Origin of the sequence: Murinocardiopsis flavida (assembly GCF_003014485.1) — a bacterium.
Classification (GTDB): Bacteria; Actinomycetota; Actinomycetes; order Streptosporangiales; family Streptosporangiaceae; genus Murinocardiopsis; species Murinocardiopsis flavida.
In genome coordinates this window covers 90,212-116,555 of sequence record NZ_PYGA01000005.1, presented here as the reverse complement: position 1 = coordinate 116,555, position 26,344 = coordinate 90,212, and the positions used below count along the sequence as shown (strand labels likewise).

General features: G+C 74.0%; 25 protein-coding genes and 1 tRNA gene. 8 read left to right on the top strand and 18 right to left on the bottom strand.

Features of this window, described 5'->3' with window-relative positions; all coding sequences use genetic code 11:
- Positions 1-80: 80 nt before the first annotated feature.
- From CLV63_RS09210 to CLV63_RS09190, 5 genes are all read left to right on the top strand, one after another.
- Positions 81-761 carry a TetR/AcrR family transcriptional regulator gene (locus CLV63_RS09210; RefSeq protein ID WP_106582518.1) on the top strand — a complete coding sequence of 227 codons (681 nt, stop codon included), beginning with the start codon at positions 81-83 and terminating at the stop codon, positions 759-761.
- Positions 754-1,677 (top strand): ABC transporter ATP-binding protein, encoded by a 924-nt coding sequence (locus tag CLV63_RS09205; RefSeq protein WP_106582517.1) that lies wholly within the window; start codon positions 754-756, stop codon positions 1,675-1,677. Before CLV63_RS09210 ends, CLV63_RS09205 begins: the two co-directional genes overlap by 8 nt.
- The gene (locus CLV63_RS09200) at positions 1,674-3,311 is read left to right on the top strand and encodes an ABC transporter permease (protein WP_106582516.1); all 1,638 of its coding nucleotides are present in this window, start codon (positions 1,674-1,676) and stop codon (positions 3,309-3,311) included. The genes CLV63_RS09205 and CLV63_RS09200 overlap by 4 nt, the downstream gene beginning before the upstream one ends.
- A 124-nt stretch (positions 3,312-3,435) precedes the next feature.
- Entirely contained in the window at positions 3,436-3,876 is a 441-nt protein-coding gene (locus CLV63_RS09195) for a MarR family winged helix-turn-helix transcriptional regulator (protein WP_245928676.1), read from the top strand.
- Positions 3,863-6,346 carry a PEP/pyruvate-binding domain-containing protein gene (locus CLV63_RS09190; RefSeq protein ID WP_106582515.1) on the top strand — a complete coding sequence of 828 codons (2,484 nt, stop codon included), beginning with the start codon at positions 3,863-3,865 and terminating at the stop codon, positions 6,344-6,346. Before CLV63_RS09195 ends, CLV63_RS09190 begins: the two co-directional genes overlap by 14 nt.
- A 40-nt stretch (positions 6,347-6,386) precedes the next feature.
- On the opposite strand, the gene CLV63_RS09185 is transcribed toward CLV63_RS09190, so the two are convergent.
- From CLV63_RS09185 to CLV63_RS09110, 16 genes are all read right to left on the bottom strand, one after another.
- A complete protein-coding gene (locus CLV63_RS09185) occupies positions 6,387-7,571 on the bottom strand; it encodes an FAD-dependent monooxygenase (protein WP_106582514.1) in 1,185 nt (394 codons plus the stop codon).
- Positions 7,568-8,047, bottom strand: a complete 480-nt coding sequence (locus tag CLV63_RS09180) for a GbsR/MarR family transcriptional regulator (protein WP_170134181.1) — start codon at positions 8,045-8,047, stop codon at positions 7,568-7,570. Before CLV63_RS09180 ends, CLV63_RS09185 begins: the two co-directional genes overlap by 4 nt.
- An 80-nt stretch (positions 8,048-8,127) precedes the next feature.
- On the bottom strand, positions 8,128-9,702 hold the full coding sequence (locus tag CLV63_RS09175) for a fluoroquinolone export ABC transporter permease subunit (protein ID WP_106582513.1): 1,575 nt from the start codon (positions 9,700-9,702) through the stop codon (positions 8,128-8,130).
- Positions 9,699-10,586 carry an ABC transporter ATP-binding protein gene (locus CLV63_RS09170; RefSeq protein WP_106582512.1) on the bottom strand — a complete coding sequence of 296 codons (888 nt, stop codon included), beginning with the start codon at positions 10,584-10,586 and terminating at the stop codon, positions 9,699-9,701. Before CLV63_RS09170 ends, CLV63_RS09175 begins: the two co-directional genes overlap by 4 nt.
- Positions 10,579-11,166 (bottom strand): TetR family transcriptional regulator, encoded by a 588-nt coding sequence (locus CLV63_RS09165; protein WP_211301225.1) that lies wholly within the window; start codon positions 11,164-11,166, stop codon positions 10,579-10,581. The genes CLV63_RS09170 and CLV63_RS09165 overlap by 8 nt, the downstream gene beginning before the upstream one ends.
- Before the next feature lie 83 nt (positions 11,167-11,249).
- On the bottom strand, positions 11,250-12,665 hold the full coding sequence (locus tag CLV63_RS09160; protein WP_106582511.1) for an Nramp family divalent metal transporter: 1,416 nt from the start codon (positions 12,663-12,665) through the stop codon (positions 11,250-11,252).
- A 97-nt stretch (positions 12,666-12,762) separates the two neighbouring features.
- On the bottom strand, positions 12,763-13,923 hold the full coding sequence (locus tag CLV63_RS09155; protein WP_106582510.1) for an enolase C-terminal domain-like protein: 1,161 nt from the start codon (positions 13,921-13,923) through the stop codon (positions 12,763-12,765).
- Between the two features lie 118 nt (positions 13,924-14,041).
- Positions 14,042-14,992, bottom strand: coding sequence for a phosphoglycerate dehydrogenase (locus tag CLV63_RS09150; protein WP_106582509.1), 951 nt, complete (start codon positions 14,990-14,992; stop codon positions 14,042-14,044).
- The gene (locus tag CLV63_RS09145; protein WP_106582508.1) at positions 14,989-16,218 is read right to left on the bottom strand and encodes a sialidase family protein; all 1,230 of its coding nucleotides are present in this window, start codon (positions 16,216-16,218) and stop codon (positions 14,989-14,991) included. Before CLV63_RS09145 ends, CLV63_RS09150 begins: the two co-directional genes overlap by 4 nt.
- On the bottom strand, positions 16,215-16,988 hold the full coding sequence (locus CLV63_RS09140; protein WP_106582507.1) for an HpcH/HpaI aldolase family protein: 774 nt from the start codon (positions 16,986-16,988) through the stop codon (positions 16,215-16,217). The genes CLV63_RS09145 and CLV63_RS09140 overlap by 4 nt, the downstream gene beginning before the upstream one ends.
- 35 nt (positions 16,989-17,023) lie before the next feature.
- Positions 17,024-18,028 carry an aldo/keto reductase gene (locus tag CLV63_RS09135; RefSeq protein WP_106582506.1) on the bottom strand — a complete coding sequence of 335 codons (1,005 nt, stop codon included), beginning with the start codon at positions 18,026-18,028 and terminating at the stop codon, positions 17,024-17,026.
- Positions 18,025-18,885 carry an ATP-binding cassette domain-containing protein gene (locus CLV63_RS09130; RefSeq protein ID WP_106582505.1) on the bottom strand — a complete coding sequence of 287 codons (861 nt, stop codon included), beginning with the start codon at positions 18,883-18,885 and terminating at the stop codon, positions 18,025-18,027. Before CLV63_RS09130 ends, CLV63_RS09135 begins: the two co-directional genes overlap by 4 nt.
- The gene (locus CLV63_RS09125; RefSeq protein WP_106582504.1) at positions 18,882-19,772 is read right to left on the bottom strand and encodes an ABC transporter ATP-binding protein; all 891 of its coding nucleotides are present in this window, start codon (positions 19,770-19,772) and stop codon (positions 18,882-18,884) included. Before CLV63_RS09125 ends, CLV63_RS09130 begins: the two co-directional genes overlap by 4 nt.
- Entirely contained in the window at positions 19,769-20,722 is a 954-nt protein-coding gene (locus CLV63_RS09120) for an ABC transporter permease (protein WP_106582503.1), read from the bottom strand. The genes CLV63_RS09125 and CLV63_RS09120 overlap by 4 nt, the downstream gene beginning before the upstream one ends.
- Entirely contained in the window at positions 20,719-21,654 is a 936-nt protein-coding gene (locus CLV63_RS09115; RefSeq protein ID WP_106582502.1) for an ABC transporter permease, read from the bottom strand. The genes CLV63_RS09120 and CLV63_RS09115 overlap by 4 nt, the downstream gene beginning before the upstream one ends.
- Before the next feature lie 3 nt (positions 21,655-21,657).
- Positions 21,658-23,238: an ABC transporter substrate-binding protein gene (locus CLV63_RS09110; protein WP_106582501.1), complete on the bottom strand. Its 1,581-nt coding sequence runs from the start codon at positions 23,236-23,238 to the stop codon at positions 21,658-21,660.
- Between the two features lie 513 nt (positions 23,239-23,751).
- Here CLV63_RS09110 and pdxA point away from each other — a divergent pair.
- Complete coding sequence (gene pdxA, locus CLV63_RS09105) at positions 23,752-24,759, top strand: 4-hydroxythreonine-4-phosphate dehydrogenase PdxA (protein WP_106582500.1); 1,008 nt, start codon at positions 23,752-23,754, stop codon at positions 24,757-24,759.
- Between the two features lie 10 nt (positions 24,760-24,769).
- A complete protein-coding gene (locus CLV63_RS09100; RefSeq protein ID WP_106582499.1) occupies positions 24,770-25,555 on the top strand; it encodes a DeoR/GlpR family DNA-binding transcription regulator in 786 nt (261 codons plus the stop codon).
- Positions 25,556-25,570: 15 nt separating this feature from the next.
- On the opposite strand, the gene CLV63_RS34995 is transcribed toward CLV63_RS09100, so the two are convergent.
- Complete coding sequence (locus CLV63_RS34995) at positions 25,571-25,696, bottom strand: hypothetical protein (protein WP_281260708.1); 126 nt, start codon at positions 25,694-25,696, stop codon at positions 25,571-25,573.
- On the opposite strand from CLV63_RS34995, the gene CLV63_RS09090 reads away from it, so the two are divergent.
- Positions 25,697-26,023: a hypothetical protein gene (locus tag CLV63_RS09090; protein WP_211301242.1), complete on the top strand. Its 327-nt coding sequence runs from the start codon at positions 25,697-25,699 to the stop codon at positions 26,021-26,023.
- A gap of 135 nt (positions 26,024-26,158) precedes the next feature.
- On the opposite strand, the gene CLV63_RS09085 is transcribed toward CLV63_RS09090, so the two are convergent.
- Positions 26,159-26,234 (bottom strand) — tRNA-Arg (locus tag CLV63_RS09085).
- Positions 26,235-26,344: the final 110 nt, after the last annotated feature.

The following is a 26,344-nucleotide window of genomic DNA, read 5'->3' as shown; positions in this document are numbered from 1 at the left end:
GCCTGCCTCCCCGTGCTGAGCCGCCGAGAAATTCACTACATGACTATGTAGTTTACTATCTATTCATGTAGTTTCGGGGTATGGACACATCCGACACCGACGGCCGCGCAGCGGCCGACCTCACCGCGCGGGCCCGGATCCGCGATGCCGCCCTCGCCGAGTTCGCCGACCGCGGGTTCAAAGGGGCCACGTTTCAGACCATCGCCGACGCCGCCGGAGTCTCGACCGGACTCATCCGGCACCACTTCGGCTCCAAGGAAGGGCTGCGGCGGGTGTGCGACGAACACGCCATCGGCACACTCCTGGACCAGGCCCGCAGCAGCCTCGGCGCAGAGGCGGCGGAACCGGGCTTCATGGCGTCGGTCTACGCCATGGGCGCGGCGAGCGCCCGCTACCTCGCCCGCGCGCTCGTCGAGGGCTCACCGGCGGCAACCGAAATGTTCGACGCCGGCTCCGACCTCGCCGAGCAGTTCCTGTCCGCCACTTGGCCCGACCGCTTCCCCGCCGGAGGGGCGGCCGTCCGCGACGCCGCGGCGGTCATGGGCGCCATGCACCTGGGGACGCTGGTCCTGCACGCCCACCTGAGCCGCCGCATGGGCGCCGACTCACTCGACCCGGCCAACCTCCCGCGCACGGGCGCGGCGATCGCCGACATCTACGCCCTCATGGGCGACTACTTCACCGGCGCCCAAGGCGCTCTGATCACCGAGGCCGTCGCCTCGGCCGCTCACGGGAAAGACGAGGAGGACCGGGATGAGTGACGCCGTCCGCACCCGAAACCTGGTCAAGGCATTCGGCACCACCCGCGCGCTCGACGGGCTCGACCTGGCGGTCCCCGCGGGGGAGGTCCACGGATTCCTCGGCCCCAACGGGGCCGGGAAATCCACCGCGCTGCGGGTCCTGCTCGGCCTGCTGCGCGCCGACTCCGGCACGGCGCAGGTGCTCGGCGGCGAGCCGTGGCGCGACGCCGCGGCGCTGCACCGCCGGCTCGCCTACGTGCCGGGCGATGTGGTCCTGTGGCCCGGCCTCTCCGGCGGCGAGGTCATCGACCTGCTCGCGCGGCTGCGCGGCGGAACCGGGACGCGGCGCCGCGCGGAGCTCCTCGACCGGTTCGACCTGGACCCGCGGCAGAAGTGCCGCGCCTACTCCAAGGGCAACCGGCAGAAGGTCGCCCTGGTGGCGGCGCTCGCCGCGGAGACCGAGCTGCTGATCCTCGACGAACCCACCTCGGGACTCGACCCGCTGATGGAGGCGGTGTTCCGCGAATGCGTCGCCGAGGAGCGCGCCCGCGGGCGCACCGTCCTGCTGTCCAGCCACATCCTCTCCGAGGTCGACGCGCTGTGCGACCGGGTCAGCATCATCCGGGCCGGCCGCGTCGTCGAGACCGGGACGCTCGCGGAGCTGCGCCACCTGTCCCGGACGACCGTCTCCGTGGAGCTCGACGGCGATCCGGCCGGGATCGCGGATCTGCCGGGCGTACACGGCGTGGAGGTCGACGGCGGCCGCCTGCGCTGCCAGGTGGCGCCCGACCGCCTCGACGCGCTGTTCGCCCGCCTGGCCGGGATGGGGATGCGCGGCCTCACAGCGCAGCCGCCCACGCTGGAGGAGCTGTTCATGCGCCACTACGGAGCCGATCACGGACGACCGGGTGACGCGTCGGCGGCGGTGCCCCGATGAGCGCCGCGGCCCGCACGGGCGCGCCCCGGCGCCCGACCGGCGGATCCGGCCGCTTCACCGGGGCCGCCGGGCCGGCCCGGCTGGTCCTGCGCCGCGACCGCGTCCTGCTCGTGCTCTGGCTCCTCGTCACGGCGGGGATCGTCATCGGTGGCGCGGCGGCGGTCGACGGGACCTACCCCACCGCGCAGGCGCGCCAGGACCGGTTCGACCAGGTGGCGACCATCCCGATGTTCATGCTCCTACAGAGCCGCGCCTTCGACACCACCGCCGCCGCACTCGCGGCGCAGCAGGCGTTCGGAGGGGCGACGATGTGCGCCGGCCTCGGCGCCGTGCTGCTCCTCGTCCGCCACACCCGTACCGAGGAGCAGGCGGGCCGGAGCGAGCTGCTCGGCGGCACCGCGATCGGGCGGCACGCTCCGCTGGCGGCGGCGCTGGCCGTCGTGCTCGGAGCAGGGGTACTGCTCGCCGCGGTCACCGCGGCAGGGCTGGTGGCGACGGGGATGCCGGGCCCCGGCTCGGTCGCGCTGGGCCTGGTCGTCGGCGGGGCGGTGTGGATCGCCGCTGCCCTCGCCGCGGTGGCGGTGCAGCTCACCACGCGGACCGGCGCCGCCGCGGCGATCGCGTTCGGGCTCTTCTACATGCTGCACCTGGTGCGGGGGATCGGCGCGATGGGCGGCCCCGGAGCGGCCTGGCTGACCTGGGTGTCGCCCAACGGGTGGCTGGAGAACGTCCGCCCCTACGCCGATGAGCGGTGGTGGCCCTTCGCGCTGGTCCTGGTCTGGACGGCCGCACTCGCGGCTGCGGCGTTCGCGCTGGCGGAACGGCGCGACCTCGGCTCCGCGGTGCTGCCGGCGCGCCGGGGGCCGGCGGTGGCGCCGCCGGGGCTGCGTTCGGTGCCGGCCCTGGCGTGGCGGTCGACCCGCGGTCCGCTCGCCGCCTGGCTCGGGGCGGTCGCGGTCATGGGCGCGGCAATGGGCTACGTGGGTGCGGGGGCGATGGCCGAGTACGCCGACGCGGAGTGGGTGCGCGTCCTCGCCGCAGGGCTCGGCGTGCCGCCCGCCGACAGCTTCTTCGTCTACGTGGTGTTCGTCGCCGTGTTCCCGATCGCCGCGCACGCCATCCTCACCGCGTTGCGCATGCGCACCGAGGAGGCCGCGGGCCTGGGCGAGCTGCTGCTGTCCGGTCCCACGGCGCGCACCCGCTGGGCGCTGGCCCACCTGGGTGCCGCGTTCGGCTGCCCCGTGCTGCTGCTCGCGACGTTGGGCGCCGCCGTCGGCGCCGGTTCGGCGCTGGCCGGCGGCCCGGTCGGCGACATCGTGCGGTTCGCCGCGTTCACCGTCACCCTGGTGCCCGCGGTGTGGGTGGTCGTCGGCGCGACCGTTCTGGCGTTCGGCCTCGCCCCGCGCGCGTGCGCCGTCGTCGCGTGGGCGGTGCTGGGGGTCGGCATCGGCACCGAGATCGCCGTCAAGCTCGGCGTGCTGCCCGAGTGGACGTTCCTGGTCGTCTCCCCGTTCGCCCACGTGAACCCGTACTTCCAACCGGTGCCGGTCGGCTATCCGCTGCTGGTGCTGCTCGCCGCGGCACTCACCGCTGCGGGCCTGGCAGCGCTGCGCCGCCGCGACCTGCCCGCCTGAACGTCCACCCCGGGCCTGGACCGGGCCGGGACGGCGGCGCCGGACGGACGCGCGAACGCCTCTGGACGGCGCCGCCGCGGCGGCGTAGGTTGAATGCTAGTTGGCAACTAATGCGGAGGCGCAGGTGGATGATCGGGAGCGTCTGCTGGAGCTGCTGGGCTCCATGCGGCGCGACATGGTGCCGGGCCTCATGCAGCTGCACGAGGACGACGACCTCCGCTTGCTGCATTCGGCGATGCTCCACGTGTTGGACCGCGGCGGCCATCCGACCGTGAAGGAACTGGCCGCCGCGGTCGGCCGGTCGGAGTCCCGGACGAGCCGGGTGGTGGACCAGTTGGTGCGGCGCGGGCTGGTGGAGCGCTACGAGGATCCCGGCGACCGCCGCGCCCGGCGGCTGCGCATCAGCGACGAGGGCACCGCACTGCTGCTCCGCATCCGCGAGGTGCGCAACAACGCGCAGATGGAGCTGTGGGACTACCTGACCGAGGAAGAGCAGCAGGTCGCCATGCACGCCATGGAGCTGTTCGCCAAGGCCGCGAGGAGGTACCGGGATGACCATCATTGAACTCGACCGCGTCGATGCCGGCATGATCGGGCTGGTGGGCGGCAAGGCCGCCGGGCTGGGCGCGATGATCCGGGCGGGGGAGCGCGTCCCCGCCGGGTTCTGCGTCACGACCGACGCCTTCGACGCGGCGTCGAGCGTCCAGGCCGGGCCCGATTCGGGCGGTCTCGGCCCCGGACTGCGCCGCGCGATCGCCGACGCCTACGCGGAACTGGGTGCGGGCCCGGTGGCCGTGCGCTCCAGCGCCACCGCCGAGGACCTGCCCGACGCCAGCTTCGCCGGACAGCAGGACACCGTCCTCGGCGTCGAAGGCGTACCCGCGCTGCTCGACGCCGTCCAGCGCTGCCGGGACTCCCTGCACAACGAGCGCGCCACCGCCTACCGCGACGCCAACGGAATCGACCACGCGGCGGTGCGGATCGCGGTCGTCGTGCAGCGCATGGTCGACGCCGAGGTCGCGGGGGTGCTGTTCACCGCCAACCCGGTCACGGGCAGCCGCGAGGAGATGACGGTCGACGCGGCGCCGGGACTCGGCACGGCGGTGGTCGACGGCAGCGTCATCCCCGACCACTACGTCCTGAACGGCGCTACCGCCGCGGTGGCGCGGGACGGGTGCCTCGATGCCGCGCGGCGCGAGGCCCTGCACGCGGCCGGCCGGCGCCTCCAGGACCGCTTCGGGTCGCCCCAGGACATCGAATGGGCCTTCGACGCCGACGGCACGCTCTGGCTGCTGCAATCACGGCCGATCACCACGCTGTACCCGCTCCCGCCGGCGAACGGCCGCCCCCTCCCGCGGGTCTACCTCAACATCGGACCCATCCAGGGCATGCACCGGCCGTTCACACCCATGGGCATGGCGGTGCTGCGCATGGGAGCCGCGACCGTCGTCAACGCCTCCGGCGGCCACGTCGACCCCATCGACGGCCCCGACGGGGTCGTCGACATCGGCGGACGCATGTTCATCGACATCACGGCCGTCGTGCGCAGCGAACGCACCCGCAAGAGGCTCGCGGTGCAGATGATGGTCCAGGGACCGCGCGTCGCCGCTGCGGTCGAGCGGGTCCTTGCCGACGCGCGGTTCTCCCCGCAGCGCGGGCTCCCGTTCCGACCGGGCGCGGTGGCGCGCGTGGCGCTGCGCTACGCCTTCCCCGCGCTCAAGGGGCTCGTGGGTTCGCTGGCCCGCCCCGAGGCGGCGCGCGCCGGGGCGTTCCGCGGCGCCGAGGAGATCCGCGTCCGCGTGCAGCCTCCGCCGGGACCGGCGACGGCGCACGAGCGGCTGCGGTACTGCACCGGGAACGGCGACGTGCTCATGGGGCCGGCCATGCTCCGCACGTCCTGGCCGATCCAGGCCGGACTCATCGCCGCCAAGGCCCCGGTCGCCCTGCTGAAGGGCGTGGCGGGCGAGTCCGAGATCGACACCGTGCTGCGCGGCATGCCCCACAACGTCACCACCATGATGGACCTGGAGCTGTGGCGGCTCGCGTCCGGCGCCGCAGCGCACCGCGACCTGCTGACCGCGACCCCCGCCGCCGAACTCGCCGCCATGTACCGGGACGGAAGCCTGCCCGACATCGGCCTGGCGGGATTCCTCGCGGCCTACGGGCACCGCGCGGCCGCCGAGGTCGACGTCGGACTGCCCCGCTGGGCCGAGGACCCTACCCCCGTCTTCGCCGCCATCGCGAACTACCTGCGGGTCACCGACCCCGACCAGGCGGCCGACCGGCGCTTCGCCGCCGCGGCCCGCGAGGCCGAGGAGAAGATCGGGGAACTGGTGGCCCGCGCGCGCCGCACGCGGCCGGTGCGTGCCGCACTGGCAGGGTTCCTGCTGCGCCGGGCCCGCGCCCTCGGCGGCCTGCGCGAGCTGCCCAAGTTCGCCTGGATCCACCAACTGGCGGCGATGCGGCCGCAACTGCTGCTGGTCGGCGCGGAACTGGCCGACCGGGGCCTGCTGGAGACCGGCGGGGACATCATGTTCCTGGACTTCCGCGAGGCGATGGCGGCCGTCGACGGCGCCGACCTGCGGGAGCGGGTCGCCGCGCGCCGCGCGGCCTACGCCAGGGAGATGCGGCGCCGCCACGTCCCCGACGTGCTGCTCTCCGACGGAACCGACCCCGAGGCCATCGCGCCCCGGCCCGATTCGGCCGACGGGAGCCTTCAGGGCATGTCCGGCGCCCCGGGCACCGTCACCGGACCCGCGCGGGTGATCCGCGACCCGTCCGGCGCGCACCTGGAACCGGGCGAGATCCTGGTGGCACCCTCCACCGACCCCGGGTGGACCCCCTTGTTCATGACGGCGGGCGGGCTGGTCACCGAGACGGGTGGGCCCAACGCCCACGGCCCCACCGTCGCACGGGAGTACGGCATCCCCGCGGTCATCGGCATCGCCCGTGCCACCGAGATCATCACCACCGGGCAGCGGATCACCGTCGACGGCTCCGCGGGAACGGTCGCCGTCGAGCCGGACGGCGCCTGAGGGAGCCGGAGCGCCGGCGGCCGGTGCGGCGCGTCCGGTGTCAGGCGGGCGCGCCGGAACCGGGCTCGGGCAGGTCCGGTGGTGTCCATCCCCAGAGGGCGGAGAGGGCCCGGGCGGACCAATCGGGCCACCGTTTCGACGGGACCAGGGAAACCGCGGCGACGCGGAAGCCGTACGCGAGGCGGCTGGACGAGAGGTTGCTCCGGGCGTTGCGGGCGGCCTCCTTCGCGACCCACTGCGACCGGGGCCGCCGTTCCCGGTCGTAGCGGAGCAGCGCGGCGTCGATGTCGGCTGTTCCGGCAAGGGCCGCGCCGAGGACCACGGCGTCCTCGATCGCCTGCCCCGCGCCCTGTCCGAGGTCGGGGTACATGGGGTGGGCGGCATCGCCCAGCAGCGCCACCCGGCCCTTGACGTAGGTCGGCAGGGGGGCGAGGTCGGTGATGTCATGGTGCAGGACGGCCTCTGGGGGCGTGGCCGCGAGGAGCCGCCGCACCTCGGCGTGCCACCCGGCGAGGCGGCGGCGCAGTTCGGCCGGTTCGTCGCGGTGGCGGATCCCCTGCGCGGCGGCCCGGGCGACGTGGGCCCAGTAGACCCGGCCGCCGCCGACGGGCATCGCCAGGAAGTAGCCGCCGCGGCCCAGGGTCATGGACCCCTCGACACCCTCGGCGCGGGCGATGCCCCGCCACACCGTGTGCCCGCGGAACCGGGGCGGATCCGCCCGGGGCCACAGCAGGCGCCGGGCGGTGCTGTTCGCGCCGTCGGCGGCGACGATGAGGTCCGCACGGGTCTCCACGCCGTCGACGACGGCCGCGGCGGCCCCGGCGCCCGTGCGGACGTCCGCGACCCGCGCGGCCGGCCGCACCCAGGACGGGGGTACCGCGTCCAGGAGGACGCGGTGCAGGTCGGCCCGGTGGAAGCCGAGCAGTGGCGTCGGCGTTCCGGGCACGACCCGCATGAGGTGGCGGCCGGAGGGGGTGCGCAGATTGAGGGTGCCGTAGAACGGCCGTCCGGCGGCGCGGGCCCGTTCACCCACGCCCAGGGCGTCGAGAGCGCGCAGCGCGTTGGGCGCCTGCGACATGCCCGCCCCGATCTCACTGAGAGCGCTGCCGCGCTCCAGTACCGTCGCGGTCCAGCCGATGCGGCGCAGCGCGACGGCCGCCGCGAGGCCGCCGATCCCGCCGCCGATGACGACGGCGCGGCGCTCCGGGCCGCCGATGGCGGTCATCGCCGGCCGTCCGGGGCCGCCGGGCCGCGCAGCCCGGCGGCGAGGGTCTCTTCGAGCCGGCCGAAGACCTCGTGGGCGTCCCTGACCCGCTGGGAGCGGCCCGGCGCGGCGCCGAGCAGGTCGATCCCATCGGAGGCGATGGCGCGGAAGGCCCCGAGGGCCGCGATCTGGCGCTGGACGACTACGTCCCACGCGTCCTCGACGAGCCGGTAATGGGCCGTGCGCCGCCCCGGCCGCGTCACCCGCTGGACGAACCCCAGGGCCGACAACTGGCGCAGGTTCGTGGTCATGGAGCCGCGGCTGGCGCCGATCGCCGCGGCGATCTCGCCCGCGGACTGCTCCGCCGGCTCGCACACCATCAGCCAGCCCAGGATCCGCCCGGTGATCGGCGGGAGGCCGTCGACCTCGGACAGATGGTTCGCCATGCGCTCCACCCAGGCCAGGAGCCGCTCCCGCTCGGACTGGGGATCCGCCATTACTCCTCCTTGCGACTGTAATTTTAGTAATGACTAAAATTAGAATCAGAAGCGCACGCCGGTCAACCCTCCGCGGTGCCTCAAGAGTCGAGGCGTGCCCGTGCCCGGTGGGCGAGCAGCAGACCGGCCACCACCGCGGCGGCCGCGCCGCAGAGCACGGCCGCCCCTGCGGGAAGCAGACCGGGGGCGTGGCCGGACAGGGGGAGCAGCGCCCAGGCCGGGGGCACGGCGAGCACCGGCCACCACCATGGGGAAGGCAGGGCCCACACGAGGCCGGGCAGCAGGACCGAGAGTGCCCCGACACCCTTGAGCACCACCAGCGCCTCGACCTTGTTGCCCGCGAACGCGGCGGCGGCGAGAACGATCAGCGGGGCGTAGCCCGCTGCCAGGACGACCGCCGCGACCAGGCCCGGCGACGCCGGGGGCGCGAGTCCGGACAGCGGCACCGCCGCCGCGAGCCCGATCGCCGAGAACGCGGCCGCCACCGCCATCCGGTACCCGAGGTAGCTCCGCAGGGTCAGCGGGGAGACACGCACCACCAGCAGCGTGTTGTCGTCGATGTCCTCGGCGACCCGCAGCGCGACGACGGATCCGAGCATCGTCGGCACGTGCAGCAGCACCAGCGCGCCGAACAGCGGTGCGGCGTAGGGGGTGAGCCCGACTCCGTAGGCGCCCTGAACGTAGGCGTCGACCGGGGGGAATCCCCACCGCAGCGCCAGAGCCAGTGGCACCGGCGCCGCCGCGACGACGAGGAGGAGCGGGTCCCGGCCCGTGCCCGCGAGGTCGAACCGCGCGAAGCGCAGGACCGCGCGCACCGCCCCGCCCCGCCGCCCATCGGCGGTGTCGAGCGGGCGCCCGTTCCCAGGGCGCGCCGCCGGCCGGGTGCGGTCGAAGGCCGGAAGCGCCGCCGCCCACCGGACCGCGGGCGGCGGCGCGGCGGCGGAGTGGTCCAGGCCGCCGGCGACCGCCCGGGCCGCCCACCGGCACGCGGCTCCCGCGCACAGCGCGGCATAGGCCACCGCGAGCCCCAGCCGGATTTCGTCCAGCGGCCCCGGCGCCCCGCTGATACCGAGCCGGATCAGCTCGGCACCCGCGGTGGTGGGCACCGCGAACAGCAGGGGGTGCTGGAGGCCGACGGACAGGTGGGCCATCGGAACGGCGATGAGCGGGACGACCGCCGGCGGAACCGCCAGCAGCGACCCGCCCAGCGATCGCGCGCGGGCCCCGATGGCGAGGCACACGGACACCAGCAGGACCGAGGACAGCGCTACACCCGCGGCCGCGAGCCCCAGTGCCGCACCGGAGCGCTCCATCGGGACGGCCGCGGCGGTGATCGGGACCGCCATGGCCGCGGCCAGAGCGGTGAGGACGGCGATCCGCGCCGCCGCCGACTCCCCCGCGCGCAGCGGCGTGACCGTGCGTGCGGCGCCCATCCCCTCGACGCGTTCGAACAGCAGCAGCGCGACGGCGAACAGCGCCCCGAACCCGGCGGTGTCCAGGAAGAGCAGGAAGGGCGCCACCGCCGCCGAGACCGGCGCGGGAAGCGCGGCGAGCACGCCCGTCCAGAGCAGGCAGAGCACGGCCGCGACGGCGACGACGCCGTAGCGCCGCGCCACTTTGAACTCCAGCGCGACCGCGGCGCGCAGCCGCTTCACAGCCGGACCTCGGTGACCGCGGCGAACACCTCGTCCAGGGTGGCCTCCCTGGTGTGCAGCGTCTCGACGGAGCCCGCGCTCACCAGCCGGGCCAGTTCGCCGTCGGCGGCCAGGTCCGCCAGGTCGAACGCGCGCTGGTGCCGGCGCCCGCCGAGGCGGTACTCCGCGACGACGCCGGGGCGTCCGTGCCGCAGCTTGAACCCGTGCGGGGTGTCGATCGCGGCGATCCGCCCCGCGGCGACGAAGGCGAGCCGGTCGCACAGCCGGTCGGCCGTGTGCATGTCGTGGGTGGTGAGGAAGACGGTGGCGCCCCGGTCGGCCTCGGCGCGGATGACCTCGCGCAGCATCGCGGCGTGCACCGGGTCCTGGCCGGAGGTGGGTTCGTCCAGGAACAGCAGGCGCGGGCGGTTGACGAGTGCGCGGGCCAGGTTGAGGCGCATCCGCATGCCCTTGGAGAACGTCGCCGCCCGGCGGTCCGCGAACTCGGCGAGGCCGACGCGGTGGAGGAGTTCCGCCGGATCGGCGACCGCCCCCCGGTACAGCGACGCGAACGCACTGAGGTTCTCGCGGGCGGTCAGGCGGCCGAACGCGGCCGGAAGCTCGAAGCCGACGCCGACGTGCTCGAAGTAGTCGTCGCCCCACGCCTCCAGCGCGCGCCCGAGGACGTGCACCTCGCCGTCGAAGCCGCGCAGCAGCCGGGTGAGGACGCGCTGCACCGTGGACTTGCCCGCTCCGGAAGGGCCGAGGAAGCCGAAGACCTCCCCGGCGTCGACGGTGAACGTCATCGCGTCCACCGCGGGATCCGCCGCCGCCCGGTAGCGGACGCGCAGGTCCTCTACAGCGACGGCGGCGCCCCCGGGAATGGGCGATCCGTTGTCACCCATCGCGGGTGCCGCACGCGCCGAGGGCCGAGAACGCCTCGTCCATGAGGTCGGGCAGGTGCGCCGTGCCGCCGCCGTCGACCCATGCGGTGATGGCCGTGGTGAGGGCGGCGGTGCACGCCGCTGCGACGACCCGCGTCGCCAGAAGGGGGGCGTCGACGTCGCCGGGGCCGCTGAGGCCCCGCTCGAACGCGGTCTGCGAGCCGCGCAGGTTCTCGCCCATGCGCGCACGCAGCGCCGGGGTGGTGAGTTGCAGGCGGGAGCGGAGCAGCAGGGTGTCGCGTTCGGTCTCGTAGACCGCCGGGACCGCGGTCATGACCGCGTCGCGCACCCGCTGCACCGGCGGCGCGGCGGCGGGTTGGGAGCGGACGAGCTCTTCCAGCATCGGGTCGTAGTCGTCGCGCAGGACGACGTCCTCCTTGGTGGGGAAGTACCGGAAGAACGTCATGTGGGAGACGCCGGCCGCCTCGGCGATCCGGGCGACCGTCGTCTCCTCGTATCCGTGGTCGAGGAACAGCCGGAACGCCGCCTCGCGCAGCGCGGCACGGGTCCGCGCCTTCTTCCGCTCACGCCAGTCCGCCATGGCCGCCCGGATCACTCGATGAGTTAGTCAATAACATGTTAGAGAATAACACCTCATGATGATCCGAAGCCGCCCGCCATCCATCAGGCGGCGATGCCGAGGCCGAACACTTCGAGGACGCTGTAGACCCCGAGCGCGGCGATGGCGGCGCTGCTCAGGACCAGGGCCGCCGTGAGCCACCGGTTCGCGCGGAAGCGCGGGTCGACCTCTGTCGAACGGAGCCGCCAGACCGCGATCACCACCGCCAGCAGGAAGATCCCCGAGGCGATCCCGCCGATCTGCACCATGAGCACCGGCGACTGGACGAACAGGAAGGACAGGGCCCACAACGGCTGGAAGATCCAGGTCAGCAGGCGGATCGTCCGTTGGCGCACGGCGACGTCGGCCCAGTCGATGACGCCGAGCAGCCCGAGCGTGTTGGTCCACAGCCGCGGCACACTCGCGGTCGAGCCGATGTTGGTGGACCACAGCACCGCGACGGCGCCGGCGAGGAACACGTAGAGCCCCCAGGGGCCCATGGTGTCGGAGTACATCCGCGCCAGCGTGGAGATCATCGCGTTGCCCTCCGGCACGAGGTTCTGCGGATGCAGTACCGAGGCGCCGATGACGTAGAACGCGAGGGTGCACAATGTGCAGACCAGCCACGAGACCATGACGTCGAGCCGCATCACCCGCAGCCAGCCCTCGGCGCGGCGGGCGCGCTCCTCGGAGCCGTCGTCGGGGCCGGTCCAGCGCGCGTAGCCCTTCTCGATGCACCAGTAGGTGTAGGTCGTCATCTCGTCGGCGCCCACTCCGGTCATGCCGAACATCGCGACGGCGATGCCGATCGTCCCGGCGGGGATCGCGAAGCTCAACCCGGTGCCGAGGTCGGCCGCGCCGTAGCCGAACTCGGTCAGCGGCAGGCCGAGTGCCAGCCCGACCGTGGAGAAGGTGAAGACGCCGACGGAGGCCGCGGCGAGGCGCTCGACAACGCTGTACCTGCTGCTTTGCAGCAGCAGGATGGTCGTGACGACGATGATCCCGGTCCACACCGCCAGGGAGGGGAACCCGAGCGGTTCGCCGTAGATCGGCCACAGGATCGACAGCGCCGCCGCGGTGCCGCCGATGATGCCGCCGCGTTGCAGCATCTTGGCGAAGTCCATGCCGATCCACAGCCAGTTGATCCACCCGACGCGGCCGATCCGCGGCCCCACCTGGCTGTAGCCCTGGAGCGCCGTCTTCCCGGTCAGGATGGTCCAGCGCGCCAGCTCCATCTGCACCCACACCTTGACGGCGGTGCTGATGATCACCAGCCACAGCAGGACGAACCCGGCGCGGGCGCCCAGGGAGGTGGTGACGATCAGTTCGCCCGAGCCGACCACCGCCGCCGACAGCACCAGGCCCGGACCGAGGTAGCGCAGGCGTCCGGCGAACGTGGTGGGCGCCGCGCGGACATCGTCGGCTCGCAGCGTGTAGGGATCGGCGGGCGGCGCGGCGCCCGTCTCTTCGGTCTTCTTCATGGTGGCGGTGCCTTCGCGTCGGTTCCGATGCCGGGGGTTCCCGGGGGGAGGGGGCGGGCGGTGCCGCTCCGCGCGGGTGACGGGGAGCGGGGCGGCCTCAGCGGTACTCGCGGGTCTCGACGGTGTGCGCCTCGATGGCGTCCCAGTCGTAGCTGACACCGAGGCCAGGGCCGTCGGGAACGGGGACGCAGCCGTCGGCGCCGATGGCGGTCAGCCCGTCGCGGTAGCCGTCGGCGTAGACGGCCTGGCTCCGGCCGATCTCCGCGGACTTCGGGTGCACGAAGGACATCTCGTAGTAGTTGGTGTTGCGGATGGACGCCATGAGCTGGCGCTGGGCGGGGCCGGGCGTGTGCAGTTCGACGTCGAGTCCGAGCCCTTCGGTCGCGTACGCGATCTTCAGCGCTCCGGTGATGCCGCCGTCGTACTCGGCGTCGGCGCGCACGAAGTCGGTGCCGCCGCCCACCGCGAAGTCGATGTGCTGTTCGAGGCCGCGCACGTGCTCGGTCTGGAGCAACGGGGTCCTGATCAGCTCGCGGAGTCGCCGGTGGCCCTGGAGCGAGACGCCGGTGTCCTTGTAGGGGTCCTCCAGCCACAGGTAACCGGCGTCGTCGCAGGCCCGCCCGACCTGGACGGCGTGCGCGAAGGTCTCCAGCTTGCAGCCGGGGTCGAGCATGAGGTCCATGTCGGGGCCGACCGCGTCGCGCACCGCCGCGATGGTCCTGACGACCTCGGGGACGTCGTAGTCGTCCCAGACGTGCAGCTTGTAGGCCCGGTAGCCGAGTTCCTTGCACTGCACCGCGAAGTCGGCGTAGGCGGCGGCGCTGTCGAGGCCGCCCGAGCGGTCGCCGGCGGCGGTCGAGGCGTAGGCCGGCAGCCGGGTCTTCCACCCGCCGAGGAGGGTGCGGACGGGCACGCCGAACGCCCGGCCGGCGAGGTCCCACAGGGGGATGTCGATCAGCCCCATGCCCATCTTGTCGAACTTGCGGAGCTGGCGCTTCACGTCGTTGTAGATGCGTTCCCGCTGGAACGGGTCCTTGCCGATGAGGTAGCGGCCGAACATGTCGACCTGGGCCGCGGCGATGGAGTTGCCGCCGACGTATTCGCCGACGACGCCCTCGTCGGTGTAGATCCGCACCGCGTAGGCGCTGACGGATTTCCGGCTGCCCGGCTCGTAGACCAGGGAGAATCCGGTCGGATGCTTGGCGAAGTCCCGCATGTCGAACGTCGCCTTGTCGATGCGGATGCGCTCGATCTGCACGTGCCTGCTCCTCTCGGCGGCCGCCGCGCGGCCGCGCCTTGTTCGCCGCCCCGTGGGGCGCGGCGCGGCCGGGGCCGCGCGCCGGATCCGGCCGCGCCGCGCCGTGCCGGGGTGCCTGTCAGGCGGCCTCGTTGCGGGGTTCGGCGCCGCGCAGGACCCGCACGACGTCCTCGGCGACGAGCACCCCCATGGTCCGGTTCGCCTCGTAGCTGCACGCGCCGATGTGCGAGGTGAGGACGAGGTTGGGCGCCGTCCGCAGGGCGCTGTCGCCCAGCGGTTCCGCGGCGAAGGCGTCGAGCGCCGCGGCGCCGAGGTGCCCGCTCCGCAGCAGGTCGGCGAGCGCGTCCTCGTCGACGAGCCCGCCTCTGGCGGCGTTGACGAGGCAGGCGCCCGCCCGCATCGAGGCGAGCCGGGTGCGGTCCAGCAGCGGCGGGGCGCCCGGTTCGGCGGGCAGGTGCAGGCTGAGGAAGTCGGACCCCGATACGCATGCGTCCAGTTCGACGGGGCGCGCATGGTGCTCGGCGAAGACGCCGGGCGGGAGGTGGGGGTCGTGGGCGACGACGGTCATCCCGAACGCGTGCCCGTAGCCGGCGAGCAGCCGCCCGATCCGGCCGAAGCCGACGATGCCGAGGGTGCGCCCGGCGAGCTCCGGTCCGAAGAGTTTCGGCCAGGACCCGGCGCGGACGGCGGTGTGCGCGGTCCCGATCTGCCGCGCCGCGCTCAGCATCAGGCCGAACGTCAGCTCGGCGACGGCGCGGGAGTTGCCGCCCGGCGCGTACACGACCCGGATGCCGCGTTCGCGGGCGGCGGCGACGTCGATGGTGTCCACGCCCACGCCGTGCTTGGCGACGACCTTCAGCCGGGCGCCCGCGTCGAGCACCTCCGCGGTCACGGGGTCCATGCCGACGATGAGGGCGTCGGCGGCGGGGACGCGTTCGAGGAGCTCGCCCCCTGGCAGCGCCCGGTCGTCGTAGGGCCGGACGGCGGCGGTGCCGGCTGCGGCGAGGATCTGCCACGGGTCGTCCGAGAACCGGCCGAAGGTCGGGGTGGTGATGAGGGCCGTGGTCACTCCGGCGCACCCCCGCCGCCCGCCGCCCAGTCGCGGTCCACCCGGACGTGCTTGATGGCCTGCCGGAAGTAGGTGAACGCGATGTGCACGGCCCCGTCGCCGGTCTGGACGACGGAGGGGTAGGACAGCTCCCGGTTCCGGCCGCCGCGCGAGTCGTTGGTGATGCAGTACCCGTCGCCGACCTCGACGTCGCGCCGCACCGGCCACGTGCGGCCGCCGTCCGGCGACAGCGCGAGCGTCAGCGGCGCCCGGGGCGCGCCCCAGAACGCGGTCCGCCCGGAGCCCGGTGCGGGGGCGGCGGCCGGGGCCGGGGCGGGCGCCGCGGCGAGGCCGTCGGCGCCGATCTCGTCGTAGAGCGACGTGCGCCGCTCGGTGGCGTCGGCGGCGCTGCTCGCGTTGTACACGAGCGCGATCCGGCCGTCGTCCAGCCGGGTCGCCTGGATCGAGGAGTTGTTGTTGGGCAGCGCCGTCGGCACCGGGGCGCTCCAGGTGCCGCCCCCGTCGTCGGACCTGCTCTCGTACACCGCGTCGGCCCACCGGCTGCGGAACAGGGCGAGCAGGGTCGCGCCGCCGGTCGGGACGATGTTCATGTGCACGCGCCCGGTGCTGTCGGGGATCTCTTGGTGCCGCCAGGTGGCGCCGCCGTCGTCGGAGACCAGCAGCCCGCTGGTGTCGTGGTCGCCGACCCACCTCCCCTCGGTCGGCCGCACGCAGTGGAAGACCGGCAGCAGCCAGCGCCCGGAGTCGAGCACCACGACGGGTTGGCGCACGAACACCCCGCCCGCGGGCGAGGCGGGGACCAGCGTGCGCGGCGGGGACCAGGTGCGGCCGTTGTCCGCCGAGGTGCGCACCCTGACTTCGGCGGTGTCCTGGTCGCCGGCGTGCTGGGCGGTGTAGAGCAGCCACAGTTCGCCGCCCGGCGCAGGGAACAGCAGCGGGTTCTGCTCCGACCGGGTGCCGTCGTCGGACAGCCGCACTGGCCGCGACCAGGTGTCGGACCCGGCGGCCAGCCGCGAGAACCACACGCTGATGTCGGCCATGCCCTCCTGTGTGCCGCCGAACCACACGCACCCCAAATCGCCGTCCGGGAGCGGGCACAGGTTCGCGGCGTGCGCCTGGACGGTCGGCGCCGGGAGGAAGGCGTCGCCGCGCCGCGGGTCGCCCTCGGCGGGGCGCACCCTGCCGTCCGTGGGGAGGGCCGCGCCGGCCGCGGCGGGCGTGCTCACTGCGCACCGTCCGTCCGTGCGGCGTCCAGGTGGGCCGCCGCGGCCTGTTCCAGGTGGACCAGGTCCGAGGCGACCGTGGCGAAGGTGAACCCCTCGGCGAGCCGCCGCGCGGCGACCGCGCCGCCGGGGGTGTGGATCCCGGCGGCGATCCCGGCGGCCTCTGCCGCCGTGCGCACCCGGAGCACGGCGGCGTCGAACACGTCGTCGACGCCGGGATCGGTGGACGTCGTGCCGCCGACGGCGAGGCGGAGGTCGGAGGGGCCGACGTAGATGCCGTCGAGGCCAGGAGTCGCGCAGATCGCCTCGACGTCGGCGAGCCCCTGCGGCGTCTCGATCATCGCGAGGACCAGGCAGGCGGCGTCGGCGTCGGCGGGTGTCGGGCCGACGCGCAGCATCGAGCGCATCGGCCCGTAGGACCGGATGCCGTGCGGGGGGTAGCGGGCGGCGGCGACGGCTTTCGCGGCGTCGTCGGCGGTGTTGACGAGGGGCACGATCACCCCGCCCGCCCCGGCGTCGAGCGCCCTGCCGATGGGTGTGGGGTCGTTCGCCTCGACCCGCACGAGGCCGACGGATGCCCCGCCGGCGTCGACGGCGAGCAGGCCGTTCAGCATCCCGGAGTAGCCGAAGAGGCCGTGCTGGGCGTCGAGGGCGACGTAGTCGTAGCCCAGGCGGGCGAGCCGTTCGATGGCGACGGGCGCGTCCATCAGCGCCCAGTAGCCGACGGCCTTCTCGCGGTTGCGGATCTTGCGGGCGAATTCGGCCGCTGTCATGGACGGCTCCTTCGTGTCGGTTCGGTGTGTGCGGGTCATCGGTTGTAGGCGGGCATCGGGCCGTTCAGCGCGGCGCCGACCGCGTCGCATGCCGCGACCAGGTCGGCGGGCAGCGGGCCGGCCGCGGCCGCTGCGAGGTTCGCCTCCAGGTGCGCCACGCGGGAGCCGCCGAGCAGCAGCGCCCCCGTTGCGGGCTTGGAGAGCAGCCAGCGCAGCGACAGGTCGGTCAGCGGCAGCCCGGCGTCCTCGGCGATCCGGGACAGCGCGGCGACCGCGTCGAACAGCGCCGGGTCCCAGTAGCGCTCGCGGTACATCGCGGCGAGGCGGGAGTCGCCGAACCGCCCGGCGGAGGGGGCCTCGTCGAACCGGTGCCGCCCGGTCAGCAGCCCGCCGCAGAGGGGGTTGTAGACCATCGTGAGCAGGCCGGTCACCTCGGCGAACTCGACGTACTCGGCTTCGATGCGGCGCGCGAGCAGGTTGTAGAGCTGTTGGGCGACGACGGGGCGCGGCGCGCCGGCGTCATCGGCGGCCCGGTTCAGCTCGCCGATCTGCCAGGCGGCGTGGTTGGAGACGCCGAGCGCCCCGATCTTCCCCTCGTCGACGAGCGCCGCGATCGTGCCGAGGGTCTCGGCCAGCGGCGCGGCGCGGTCGGGCTGGTGCAGGTAGAACAGGTCGACCCGATCGGTGCCGAGCCGGGCGAGGCTCCCTTCGAGCCCGGCGCGCAGGCCCTGCGCGGACAGCGGCGTGTGCGCCCCGGCGTCGGGGTGCGGGATCCCCGCCTTGGTGGCCAGGACGACGCGGTCCCTGCGGGTGGCCAGCAGGTCGCGCAGGATCTCCTCGCTCGCGCCGCCGGCGTAGCCGTTGGCGGTGTCGATGCCGGTCACGCCCGCGTCCAGGGCGGTGTCGAGCATCCGCGCGGCCCCGGCGGCGTCGACGGTGTCGCCGAACGTCATGGTCCCGAGGACGAGCGGCGACAGCGGCGTGTCGACGCCGGGCAGCCGGGTGGGCGCGGTGTTCGCGGCGGGCGTGCCGGCGGTCATGGTGCGGCTCCTTCGGTCGTGGGGGCGAGCGCCGCGGCGAGCACGGCGCGCGGCTTGCGCCCCTCGATGGCGGACGGGTCCAGTGCTGCGGCCCGGAGGGCGCGCGTGTAGGGGTGCTCGGGCGCGGCGAGCACCCTGGCGGTCGGCCCGCGCTCGACGATCCGGCCCCGGTTCATCACGAGGACGTCGTCGCTGATCTCGCGGACGACCCCGAGGTTGTGGGAGATGAACAGGTACGTCAGCCCGCTCTCCCGCTGGATCTCGCGCAGCAGCGCGAGGACCTGCGCCTGCACCGAGACGTCGAGCGCGCTGGTGGCCTCGTCGAGCACCAGGACGTCGGGGCGGCTGGCGAGCGCCCGGGCGATCCCGATGCGCTGGCGCTGGCCGCCGGAGAACTCCGGCGGGCGGCGGTCGAGCGCGCCGGCGGGCAGCCCGACCCGGTCGATCAGCCCGGCCGCCTCGGTGGCGCGCTCGGCCTTGGACCGGACGCCGCGCTGCCGCAGCGGTTCGGCGACGATCTCGGCGGCGGACAGGTGGGGGTCGAGCGATCCGTAGGGGTCCTGGAACACCATCTGGATCCGCGGCCGGAGCGGGCGCAGCCGCCGCTCGGGCATGCGCGCGATGTCGTGCCCGTCGAGCAGGATGCTGCCCCGGGTCGGGGTGATCAGCCGGACCAGGGAGCGCGCGATCGTGGACTTCCCGCAGCCCGACTCGCCCACGATCGCCAGTGTGGCGCCGCGTTCGACGGCGAACCCGACGCCGTCGACGGCGCGGAACACCCCTGCGGGAACGGCGTACTCCACGACCAGGCCGTCCACCTGGAGGATGGGCGTCGCCGGTGCTGTCGCCGCGTTCATCGGTCTCCCTCCGGTGCGGTCGCCGCCGCCGTGCCCGCGCCGTCCCACGGTCCGAGCGCCGGTACGGAGCGCAGCAGCGCGCGCGTGTACTCCTCGGCGGGGTCGCCGACGATCTGCTCGGCCTCGCCGCTCTCGACGAACCGGCCGCCGCGCATGACGTGGATGCGGTCCGAGACGAGGCGGGCCACCCCGAGGTCGTGCGTGATCATCAGGATCCCCGCCCCGGTCTGCTCTTGGAGTTCCAGCAGCAGGTCGAGGATGCCGGCCTGCACGGTGACGTCGAGTGCGCTGGTCGGCTCGTCGGCGATCAGCAGAGCGGGTTCGCACGCCAGCGCCATGGCGATCAGCACGCGTTGCAGCATGCCGCCGGAGAGTTGGTGCGGGTACCTGCGCAACTGCTGCTCGGGGTCTGCGATGCGCACCTGGGTGAGCAGGCTGACGGCGCGGTCGCGCGCCGCCGACCGGTCGAGGTCGCCCCGGCGCAGCCGGACGGTCTCCAGCAACTGGCGTCCGATGGTGTGCACCGGGCTGAGCGCGGTCATGGGGTCCTGCGGGATGAGGGACACGGCGCGGCCGCGGACCTCCGCTGCGGCGCGCGGGTCGGCGACGGTGTCGCGGCCCTGCACCAGTGCGTGGCCGGAGAGCACGGCGAGGTCGTCGGGCAGCAGCCGCAGCAGGCCCATGGCGGTGGTCGATTTGCCCGAACCGGACTCGCCGATGATCGTCACGGTCTCGCCGGCGCGGATCTCGAACGACACGCCGTCGACCGCACGGACCACGCCGGCCTCGGTGATCAGCTCGACTTGCAGGTCGGACACCCGCAGCAGCGGGACTTCGGCGGGAAAGCCGTCCCCTGGCCCGGGTGCGCCCGTCGCGGTGGCGGTCATGCCGCGGCCTCCGTCCGGGGGGTCTTGGGGCGCCGGGAGCGGTCGCGCAGCCCGTCGCCGATCAGGTTCACGCCGACCACCAGCAGCACGATGAACAGTCCGGGCAGCGTGACGAGCCACCACGACGTGGTGACGTAGTCCTGCCCGTCGGAGATGATGCGCCCCCACGTCGCGAACGGGCGCTCGGGGCCGGCGCCGAGGTAGCTCAGGGCGCTCTCCAGCAGGACGGCCTGGGCGAGCAGCAGCAGGACGACCAGCGTCGCGCGCTGCACGATGTTCGGGAGGACGTGGCGGACCAGGACCGACACCCGGCCCAGGCCGAGCACCCGCGCGGCGTCGACATAGGGTTTCTCGCGTTCGACGATGACCAGCGACCGGGTGAGGCGCGCGATCTCCGGCCACTGGGCGATGGCGATGACGAAGGTGATGACCGGTACCGACGGCCCGAACAGCGCGACGACCAGCAGCAGCATCATCAGCAGGGGAAGCGACATCTGCGCCTCCAGCAGCCGGGACAGCACGGAGTCGACCCAGCCGCCGAAGTAGCCGGCGGCGGCACCGGCCAGGATCCCGATGATCCCGGAGACGACCACGGCGAGCAGGCCGATCGTCAGCGACACCTGGCCGCCGTTCAGGACCCGGGCGAGCAGGTCGCGGCCGAGCTGGTCGGTGCCGAACAGGTGGCCGTCGACCAGGGGCGGGAGGCGCCGCGCGTCGAGGTGCTGCTCGTCGGGGCCGGGGATCGGCAGCACCCGCGCGAGCGCGACGGGGACGACGACGAGGAGCGTGCACACGGCCCCCGCCCAGAGCTTCGCCGCGGCGGCCCGGCCGCGCCGCACGGCGCCGGAGCGGGCGAGGTCGGCGGCCGTCACCCGGCTCGGGCGCGCCGCGCGCCCGCCGGGGGTGTGCGCGGCGGGTTGGTTCGCCGCGGGGCGTGTTGCGCCGGTCATCGTCGGACCGCCTTCCCGATGCGGACCCGGGGATCGAGGAGCGGGTACGCGAGGTCGATGAGGAGCTGGACGAGGACCGCCAGGCCCGCGGTCACGAGCACGGTCGCCTGGATCAGCGGGTAGTCGCGCGTCTCCAGGGCGCGGACGACGAGCGACCCGACACCCGGCCAGGCGAACACGACCTCCACGACGACCACGCCGTTCAGCATGGCCGCGAAGCGGGTGCCCAGCGCGGTGAGGACCGGGATCGCGGAGTTCGGGATCGCGTAGCGCCATGTCAGCGCGCGTTCGGAGACGCCGCGGGAGCGGGCCGCCACGAGGTAGGGGGCCGCGAGGTTCGCGCCCATCTCGCGGCGGACGAGCCGCGAGATCAGCGCGACCTGGAGGAGCGCGACGGTGATGGTCGGGAGCACGATCCCGGACCAGGTGGCGAAGCCCGAGGCCGGCAGGACCGGGAACAGGACGGCGAACACCGTGAGCAGCATGACGCCGCTCCAGAACTCGGGCATCGACTGGGCGGCGATCCCCGCGACGTTCACACCGGCCTCGCGCCGGGTGTCGGCGCGCCGCGCCATCCACACGCCGAGCGGGATCGCGGCGAACGCGGTGACGAGGATCGCCGACGTCGCGAGCGTGGTCGTGTACGGCAGCCGCGCGATGACGACGTCGAACGCCGGCGCCTGGAAGGAGTAGGAGGTGCCCAGGTTCCCGGTCAGCATGTCCCTGACGAACACCAGGTACTGGGTGGGCAGCGGCTGGTCCAGGCCGAACTGCTCGCGGACGCGGGCGAGGTCCTCTGTGGTCGCCATCGGTCCGGCGAACGACGCGGCCGGGTCGCCGGGCGCCAGCCGGATCAGCACGAACACCGCGGAGACCGTGAGGAACACCGTCAGGGCGCTCTGCCCGAGGCGGCGCAGGATGTAGCGGACCATGGGTCACCCCTCCAACCGCGTCGCGGCGAGGTCGTAGGAGTTGCTCGCTTCGAGGGCCAGGCCGCGGACGCGCCGCCGCCGCGCCAGCACCGAGTTGGGCACGAACGCCCACAGGCACGGCCACGTCCGCCAGACCGCGTGCTGGGCCTGTGCCGCGAGTTCCTGCCGCGCCTTCGGGTCGGTCTCGTCGTAGGCGCGGTCGAGGATGTCGGTGACCTCGGGGACGACGTAGCCCTGGTAGGTGTCGCGGGTCTTCTCCTTCTCCGCGGTGCCGCCGAACATGCCCTGCACGGTCGCCAGCGCGAGCCCGGTGGGGCTGGCGAACCCGTTGCCGATGACGTCCCAGTCGCCGCCGCGGCCCTGCCGCCACTGCGGGATGTCGCCGCCGGGTTCGAACTGCTGGAGCGTGACGCCGACGCCCGCGTCCTTGAGCATCTGGAGGACGGCCTCCATGACCGTGGTGTCGCCGGCGAACTCGCCGGTCTCCCAGATCAGCTTCAGCGTCAGGTCGCCGGGGCCGATCCCGGCGGCGGCCAGGAGCCCGCGCGCCTTGCGCGGGTCGTGGACGTAGGCGCCGGTGGCGACGGCGCCGGTGAGGGCGCCCGACACCACCCCGTCGGCCTGGGTGACCGAGCCGACCAGGACGTCGTCCACGAGGGTCCGCCCGTCGATCGCGAAGGTGAGGGCCTCGCGGACCCGGACGTCGGACAGCGGGTGGTCGTCGGGCTTGCGGAAGTTGTAGAAGAGCTGGTTGATCCGGGTGCCGGGGACGCTGTCCATCGCGATGTCGGGCAACCCCGTGAGCTGCTCGGCGGAGTCGGGGGAGATCGTGTCGATCACGTCCACCTCGCCGCCGCGCAGCGAGACCACCCGGCTGGACTCCTCGGGCAGGAACCGGACGTCGACCGTCGGGACGGCCGGCCGGCGCGCTCCCCAGTAGCGGTCGTTGCGTTCGAGCGTGTAGGTGCCGGTGCCGCGGTTCGCGGCCGTCACGACGTAGGGACCCGATCCGATGCCCGACGGCAGCTCCGCCGCCTCGTTGGCGTCGCCCGGGGTGATGAGGATGTTGGCCATCAGGTAGTCCAGGACCGGCAGGGGGCGCTCGGTGTGCAGCAGGAAGACCCGGTCGTCGACCTCCTCGACCTGCGGCCACTCGGGGAAGAAGGAGGCCAGGAACGACCCGCTGACCTGCTTGTACATCGACAGCGCCGTGGCGACGTCGCGCACCAGCACGGGGCTGCCGTCGGAGTAGTGGACGCCCTTGCGCAGCCGGACGGTCCACTCCGTGGGTGCGGTGAGTTCGAAGCGGTCGGCCAGCACCGGTTCGGGGGTGAGATCGGGGCCGATCCGGGTCAGCGCCTGCCGGACCGCGCGCTGCACGGTCACGGCGGCGTCGAACTGGTTCAGCTTGTTGTCGAGGGACACCAGGGAGCGGTTGAGGGCGAGCGTCATCGCCCCCGCCGATTGGGCCCCGGTCGGCCCGGCGCATGCGCCGAGCGGGCCGAGTGCCGCGGCCGCGCCCGCCGCGCCGCCCAGCCGCAGCAGTGCGCGGCGGGAGAGTCCCGGCGGTCCGTGCTGGCTCATCGTCGCCCTCCCGTGCACGTCCATCGCGCTCACCGGTGGGGGAGAGCGCCGCGGTTCGGGTGCCGGGGCGGCACCGCGGAGGTTGTTGCCTGCGTCACAATGACACGATTGCGTGTTGTGCGCAAGAGTTCGGGCGTGACTCGCGCACGGAGTGGGAGAGGTGTCGACGGGAACGCGTGCCTGCCGTCGGCGGCGGACATCCCAGGGGTGCGACCGCGGCGCGGCCGGATCCGGAGGGAACCGGATACAACGCAGCTCAGTGCGGATTTTGCGGGCGGGGAGCGAACCGATCCGCCGGTCCGCTGCGGTTCTCCCGCGCTGTGGGGGATGCCGCCCCGAAAGCGGCGATCTTCGGACAGGGTCTCGATTTTTGCGCACAACGCGCAGTACGGTGATCGGGATCTGCGTGAAGCAGGATCCTCGCGCGTCGCATCGCCAGGGCATTTTCCCGGTTGCGCACCGACGCAACGATCACGTCCGCACCGTCGGCGCGGGCCGAGTGGAAGGCTGCACATGACCAACGACCCCCCGTTCCTCGCCGTCACCATGGGCGACGGCGCAGGTGTCGGCCCGGAGGTCACCGTGGGCGCGCTGCTGGCGGAGGAGACCGCCCTGGCCTGCCGGCCCATCGTGGTGGGCGACGCCGAGCGGCTGCGCCGCGCGCTCCGCGTGCGCGGCGAGCGGGCCGAGGTCGCGGCCGTCGAATCGGTCGGCGACGCCGTGTTCGCGCCCGGCCGGATCAACGTCGTCGACCTCGGCCTGCTGCCGCCGGACCTGCCGTGGGGCGAGGTGTCGCCCGTTGCCGGCGACGCCGCCTACCACTACGTCCGGGTCGCCACCGAGTTGGCCGTCTCCGGCGCGGTGCAGGGGATCTGCACGGCGCCCCTGAACAAGGAGGCGCTGCGGGCGGGCGGCCACGCCTTCCCCGGCCACACCGAACTCCTGGCCCACCTGACCGGGACCGAGGAGGTGTCGATGATGCTGTCGACGCCGACGGTGAAGGTCATCCACGTCACCACGCACATCGGCCTGATCGACGCCGTCGCCCGGATCGAGCCCGGCCTGGTCGAGCGCACGGTGCGGCGGGGCGACGACGCGCTGCGGCGGTCGGGGGTCGCGCGGCCGCGCATCGGAGTGTGCGCCATCAACCCGCACGCCGGGGAGAACGGGCTCTTCGGCTACGGCGAGGAGGCCGCGAAGATCACCCCCGCCATCGAGCGGCTCCACGACGCGGGGATCGACGCCCGCGGGCCGCTGCCGGCCGACACCGCGTTCTTCCTGGCCGGGCGGGGCGACTACGACCTGATCGTGGCGATGTACCACGATCAGGGGCACGGCCCCGTCAAGGTCCTCGGCATCGAGGCCGGGGTCAACATCACCGTGGGCCTGCCGGTGATCCGCACGTCGGTCGACCACGGAACGGCGTTCGACATCGCGGGGACCGGCCGGGCCGGTGTCGGTAGCATGATCGAGGCCCTGCGCCAGGCGGCCGAGTTGTCGCCCTCCCCGCCGAGGAAGTGAGTAGACGCCGATGCCCCGTGGAACACAGGCCCGGCGCGAGGCGATCGTCAGGCTCGCCACCACCTCCGGTCTCGCCAGTGTCGAGGAACTCTCGGCCACCTTCGACGTGACCCCCTCCACCATCCGCCGCGACCTCGCCCAACTGGAGTCCGCGGGGGAACTCGCGCGGACCTACGGCGGCGCAATGGCGATCGTCGCCCACCCCGAGGCGTCCCTGCGGCAGCGCCTGGGGGAGGCGTTCGAGGCGAAGAGCGCCATCGCGAAGTGGGCCGCGGCGCAGGTCGGCGCGGGGGAGACGGTCCTGCTGGACGCCGGGTCGACCGTCGGCGCGCTCGCGCACGAGCTGCGGGGCGCGCGCGACCTCACGGTGGCGACGACCGGCATGACCGTGCTCGAGGAGCTGGCCGGCGCCGAACGCGTGCACGTCGAATGCCTCGGCGGCACACTGCGCCGGCTCAGCGCCGGATTCGTCGGACCGCTCGCCGAGGCGGCGCTCAGCCGCATGACGTTCGACCGCGTGTTCCTCGGCGCCGACGGCGTCACCGCCGACGACGGAATTTGCGAGGCGAGCCTCCAGCAGACCCGGCTCAAGGAGCTGATGACCCGCCGTTCCGACGCGGTCTACCTGCTGGTCCACGCGGCCAAGCTGGGGCGGCGGCCCTTCCACGCGTGGGCGCGGATGCCGGAGCGCTGGACACTGGTGACCGACGCCGCGGCCGAGCCGTCCGCGCTCGCGCCGTTTCGCGCGAACGGCGTGCAGGTGGTCGTCGTCGGCACCGACGGCTCCGCGATATAGCCCGGAGCCGGCGTGTCATCGCGCGCGGTGCTGCCGCGGGCTGATGCCGACGACGGGGTCGCCGTCGGCCCGGGCCGGCGTGCCGGCGCCGGGCCGGGACGACCATGCGCGGACGGCGCCGAGCAGCAGGAGGTCCAGCAAGTGGACCGTCGTTCGGGCGGGGTGCACTACGCAGAACTTCAGCGAGGCCGTCCTCGTCGAACAGGTCCGGTCCGGTGTGGTCGCGCTGCCGGCCGGATCCACGAGGTCACCGGGCCGCGGCTGCTCACCTTCGCGGCAGCCGTCGCCGAGATCGCGACGCAACTGGCCGACCTGATGGCCGGGGTCCTCGACGGCCGCAGGGCGGCCGTGACCGACACGGTGCGGCGCGTCCTCGGCCGATCACCCCGCGACTTCGCCGAGTACGCCCGCACGACCGCCGCAACGGGAGCCTGGGACCCGCGTGCCGGGGCCGCCGGTGCGCACTGACGTGCGGTCGCCACGCCCTGCCCGGCCGGTTCCTGGTCGGGGGACGTGCGGCAGACGCCGGTGACCATTGAGACTGAAACTGAGACTGAGCACACCGGAAAGGGCGGACTCCTTCGTCATGCACGCAGGTCGCGGTGGTGGCCCCAGCAGGATTCGAACCTGCGGCACCCGCTTTAGGAGAGCGGTGCTCTGTCCCCTGAGCTATGAGGCCGGATCGTGGTTCAAGGGTAGCGGAGGCGCGATGGTGGTGCGGGACGGGAAGGCGACTCCGGTGGGACGGGTAAGGTTGGCGTTGATCGCCGGTGAGCTTGATCACTGGGA

Bases quoted from the DNA above. Each gene is read 5' to 3' on its own strand.
- CLV63_RS09210 (WP_106582518.1), top strand. From the start codon at position 81: ATGGACACATCCGACACCGACGGCCGCGCAGCGGCCGACCTCACCGCG.
- CLV63_RS09205 (WP_106582517.1), top strand. From the start codon at position 754: ATGAGTGACGCCGTCCGCACCCGAAACCTGGTCAAGGCATTCGGCACC.
- CLV63_RS09200 (WP_106582516.1), top strand. From the start codon at position 1,674: ATGAGCGCCGCGGCCCGCACGGGCGCGCCCCGGCGCCCGACCGGCGGA.
- CLV63_RS09190 (WP_106582515.1), top strand. From the start codon at position 3,863: ATGACCATCATTGAACTCGACCGCGTCGATGCCGGCATGATCGGGCTG.
- CLV63_RS09185 (WP_106582514.1), bottom strand. From the start codon at position 7,571: ATGACCGCCATCGGCGGCCCGGAGCGCCGCGCCGTCGTCATCGGCGGC.
- CLV63_RS09180 (WP_170134181.1), bottom strand. From the start codon at position 8,047: ATGGCGGATCCCCAGTCCGAGCGGGAGCGGCTCCTGGCCTGGGTGGAG.
- CLV63_RS09170 (WP_106582512.1), bottom strand. From the start codon at position 10,586: ATGGGTGACAACGGATCGCCCATTCCCGGGGGCGCCGCCGTCGCTGTA.
- CLV63_RS09165 (WP_211301225.1), bottom strand. From the start codon at position 11,166: ATGGCGGACTGGCGTGAGCGGAAGAAGGCGCGGACCCGTGCCGCGCTG.
- CLV63_RS09160 (WP_106582511.1), bottom strand. From the start codon at position 12,665: ATGAAGAAGACCGAAGAGACGGGCGCCGCGCCGCCCGCCGATCCCTAC.
- CLV63_RS09140 (WP_106582507.1), bottom strand. From the start codon at position 16,988: ATGACAGCGGCCGAATTCGCCCGCAAGATCCGCAACCGCGAGAAGGCC.
- CLV63_RS09135 (WP_106582506.1), bottom strand. From the start codon at position 18,028: ATGACCGCCGGCACGCCCGCCGCGAACACCGCGCCCACCCGGCTGCCC.
- CLV63_RS09130 (WP_106582505.1), bottom strand. From the start codon at position 18,885: ATGAACGCGGCGACAGCACCGGCGACGCCCATCCTCCAGGTGGACGGC.
- CLV63_RS09125 (WP_106582504.1), bottom strand. From the start codon at position 19,772: ATGACCGCCACCGCGACGGGCGCACCCGGGCCAGGGGACGGCTTTCCC.
- CLV63_RS09120 (WP_106582503.1), bottom strand. From the start codon at position 20,722: ATGACCGGCGCAACACGCCCCGCGGCGAACCAACCCGCCGCGCACACC.
- CLV63_RS09115 (WP_106582502.1), bottom strand. From the start codon at position 21,654: ATGGTCCGCTACATCCTGCGCCGCCTCGGGCAGAGCGCCCTGACGGTG.
- CLV63_RS09110 (WP_106582501.1), bottom strand. From the start codon at position 23,238: ATGAGCCAGCACGGACCGCCGGGACTCTCCCGCCGCGCACTGCTGCGG.
- pdxA (WP_106582500.1), top strand. From the start codon at position 23,752: ATGACCAACGACCCCCCGTTCCTCGCCGTCACCATGGGCGACGGCGCA.
- CLV63_RS09100 (WP_106582499.1), top strand. From the start codon at position 24,770: ATGCCCCGTGGAACACAGGCCCGGCGCGAGGCGATCGTCAGGCTCGCC.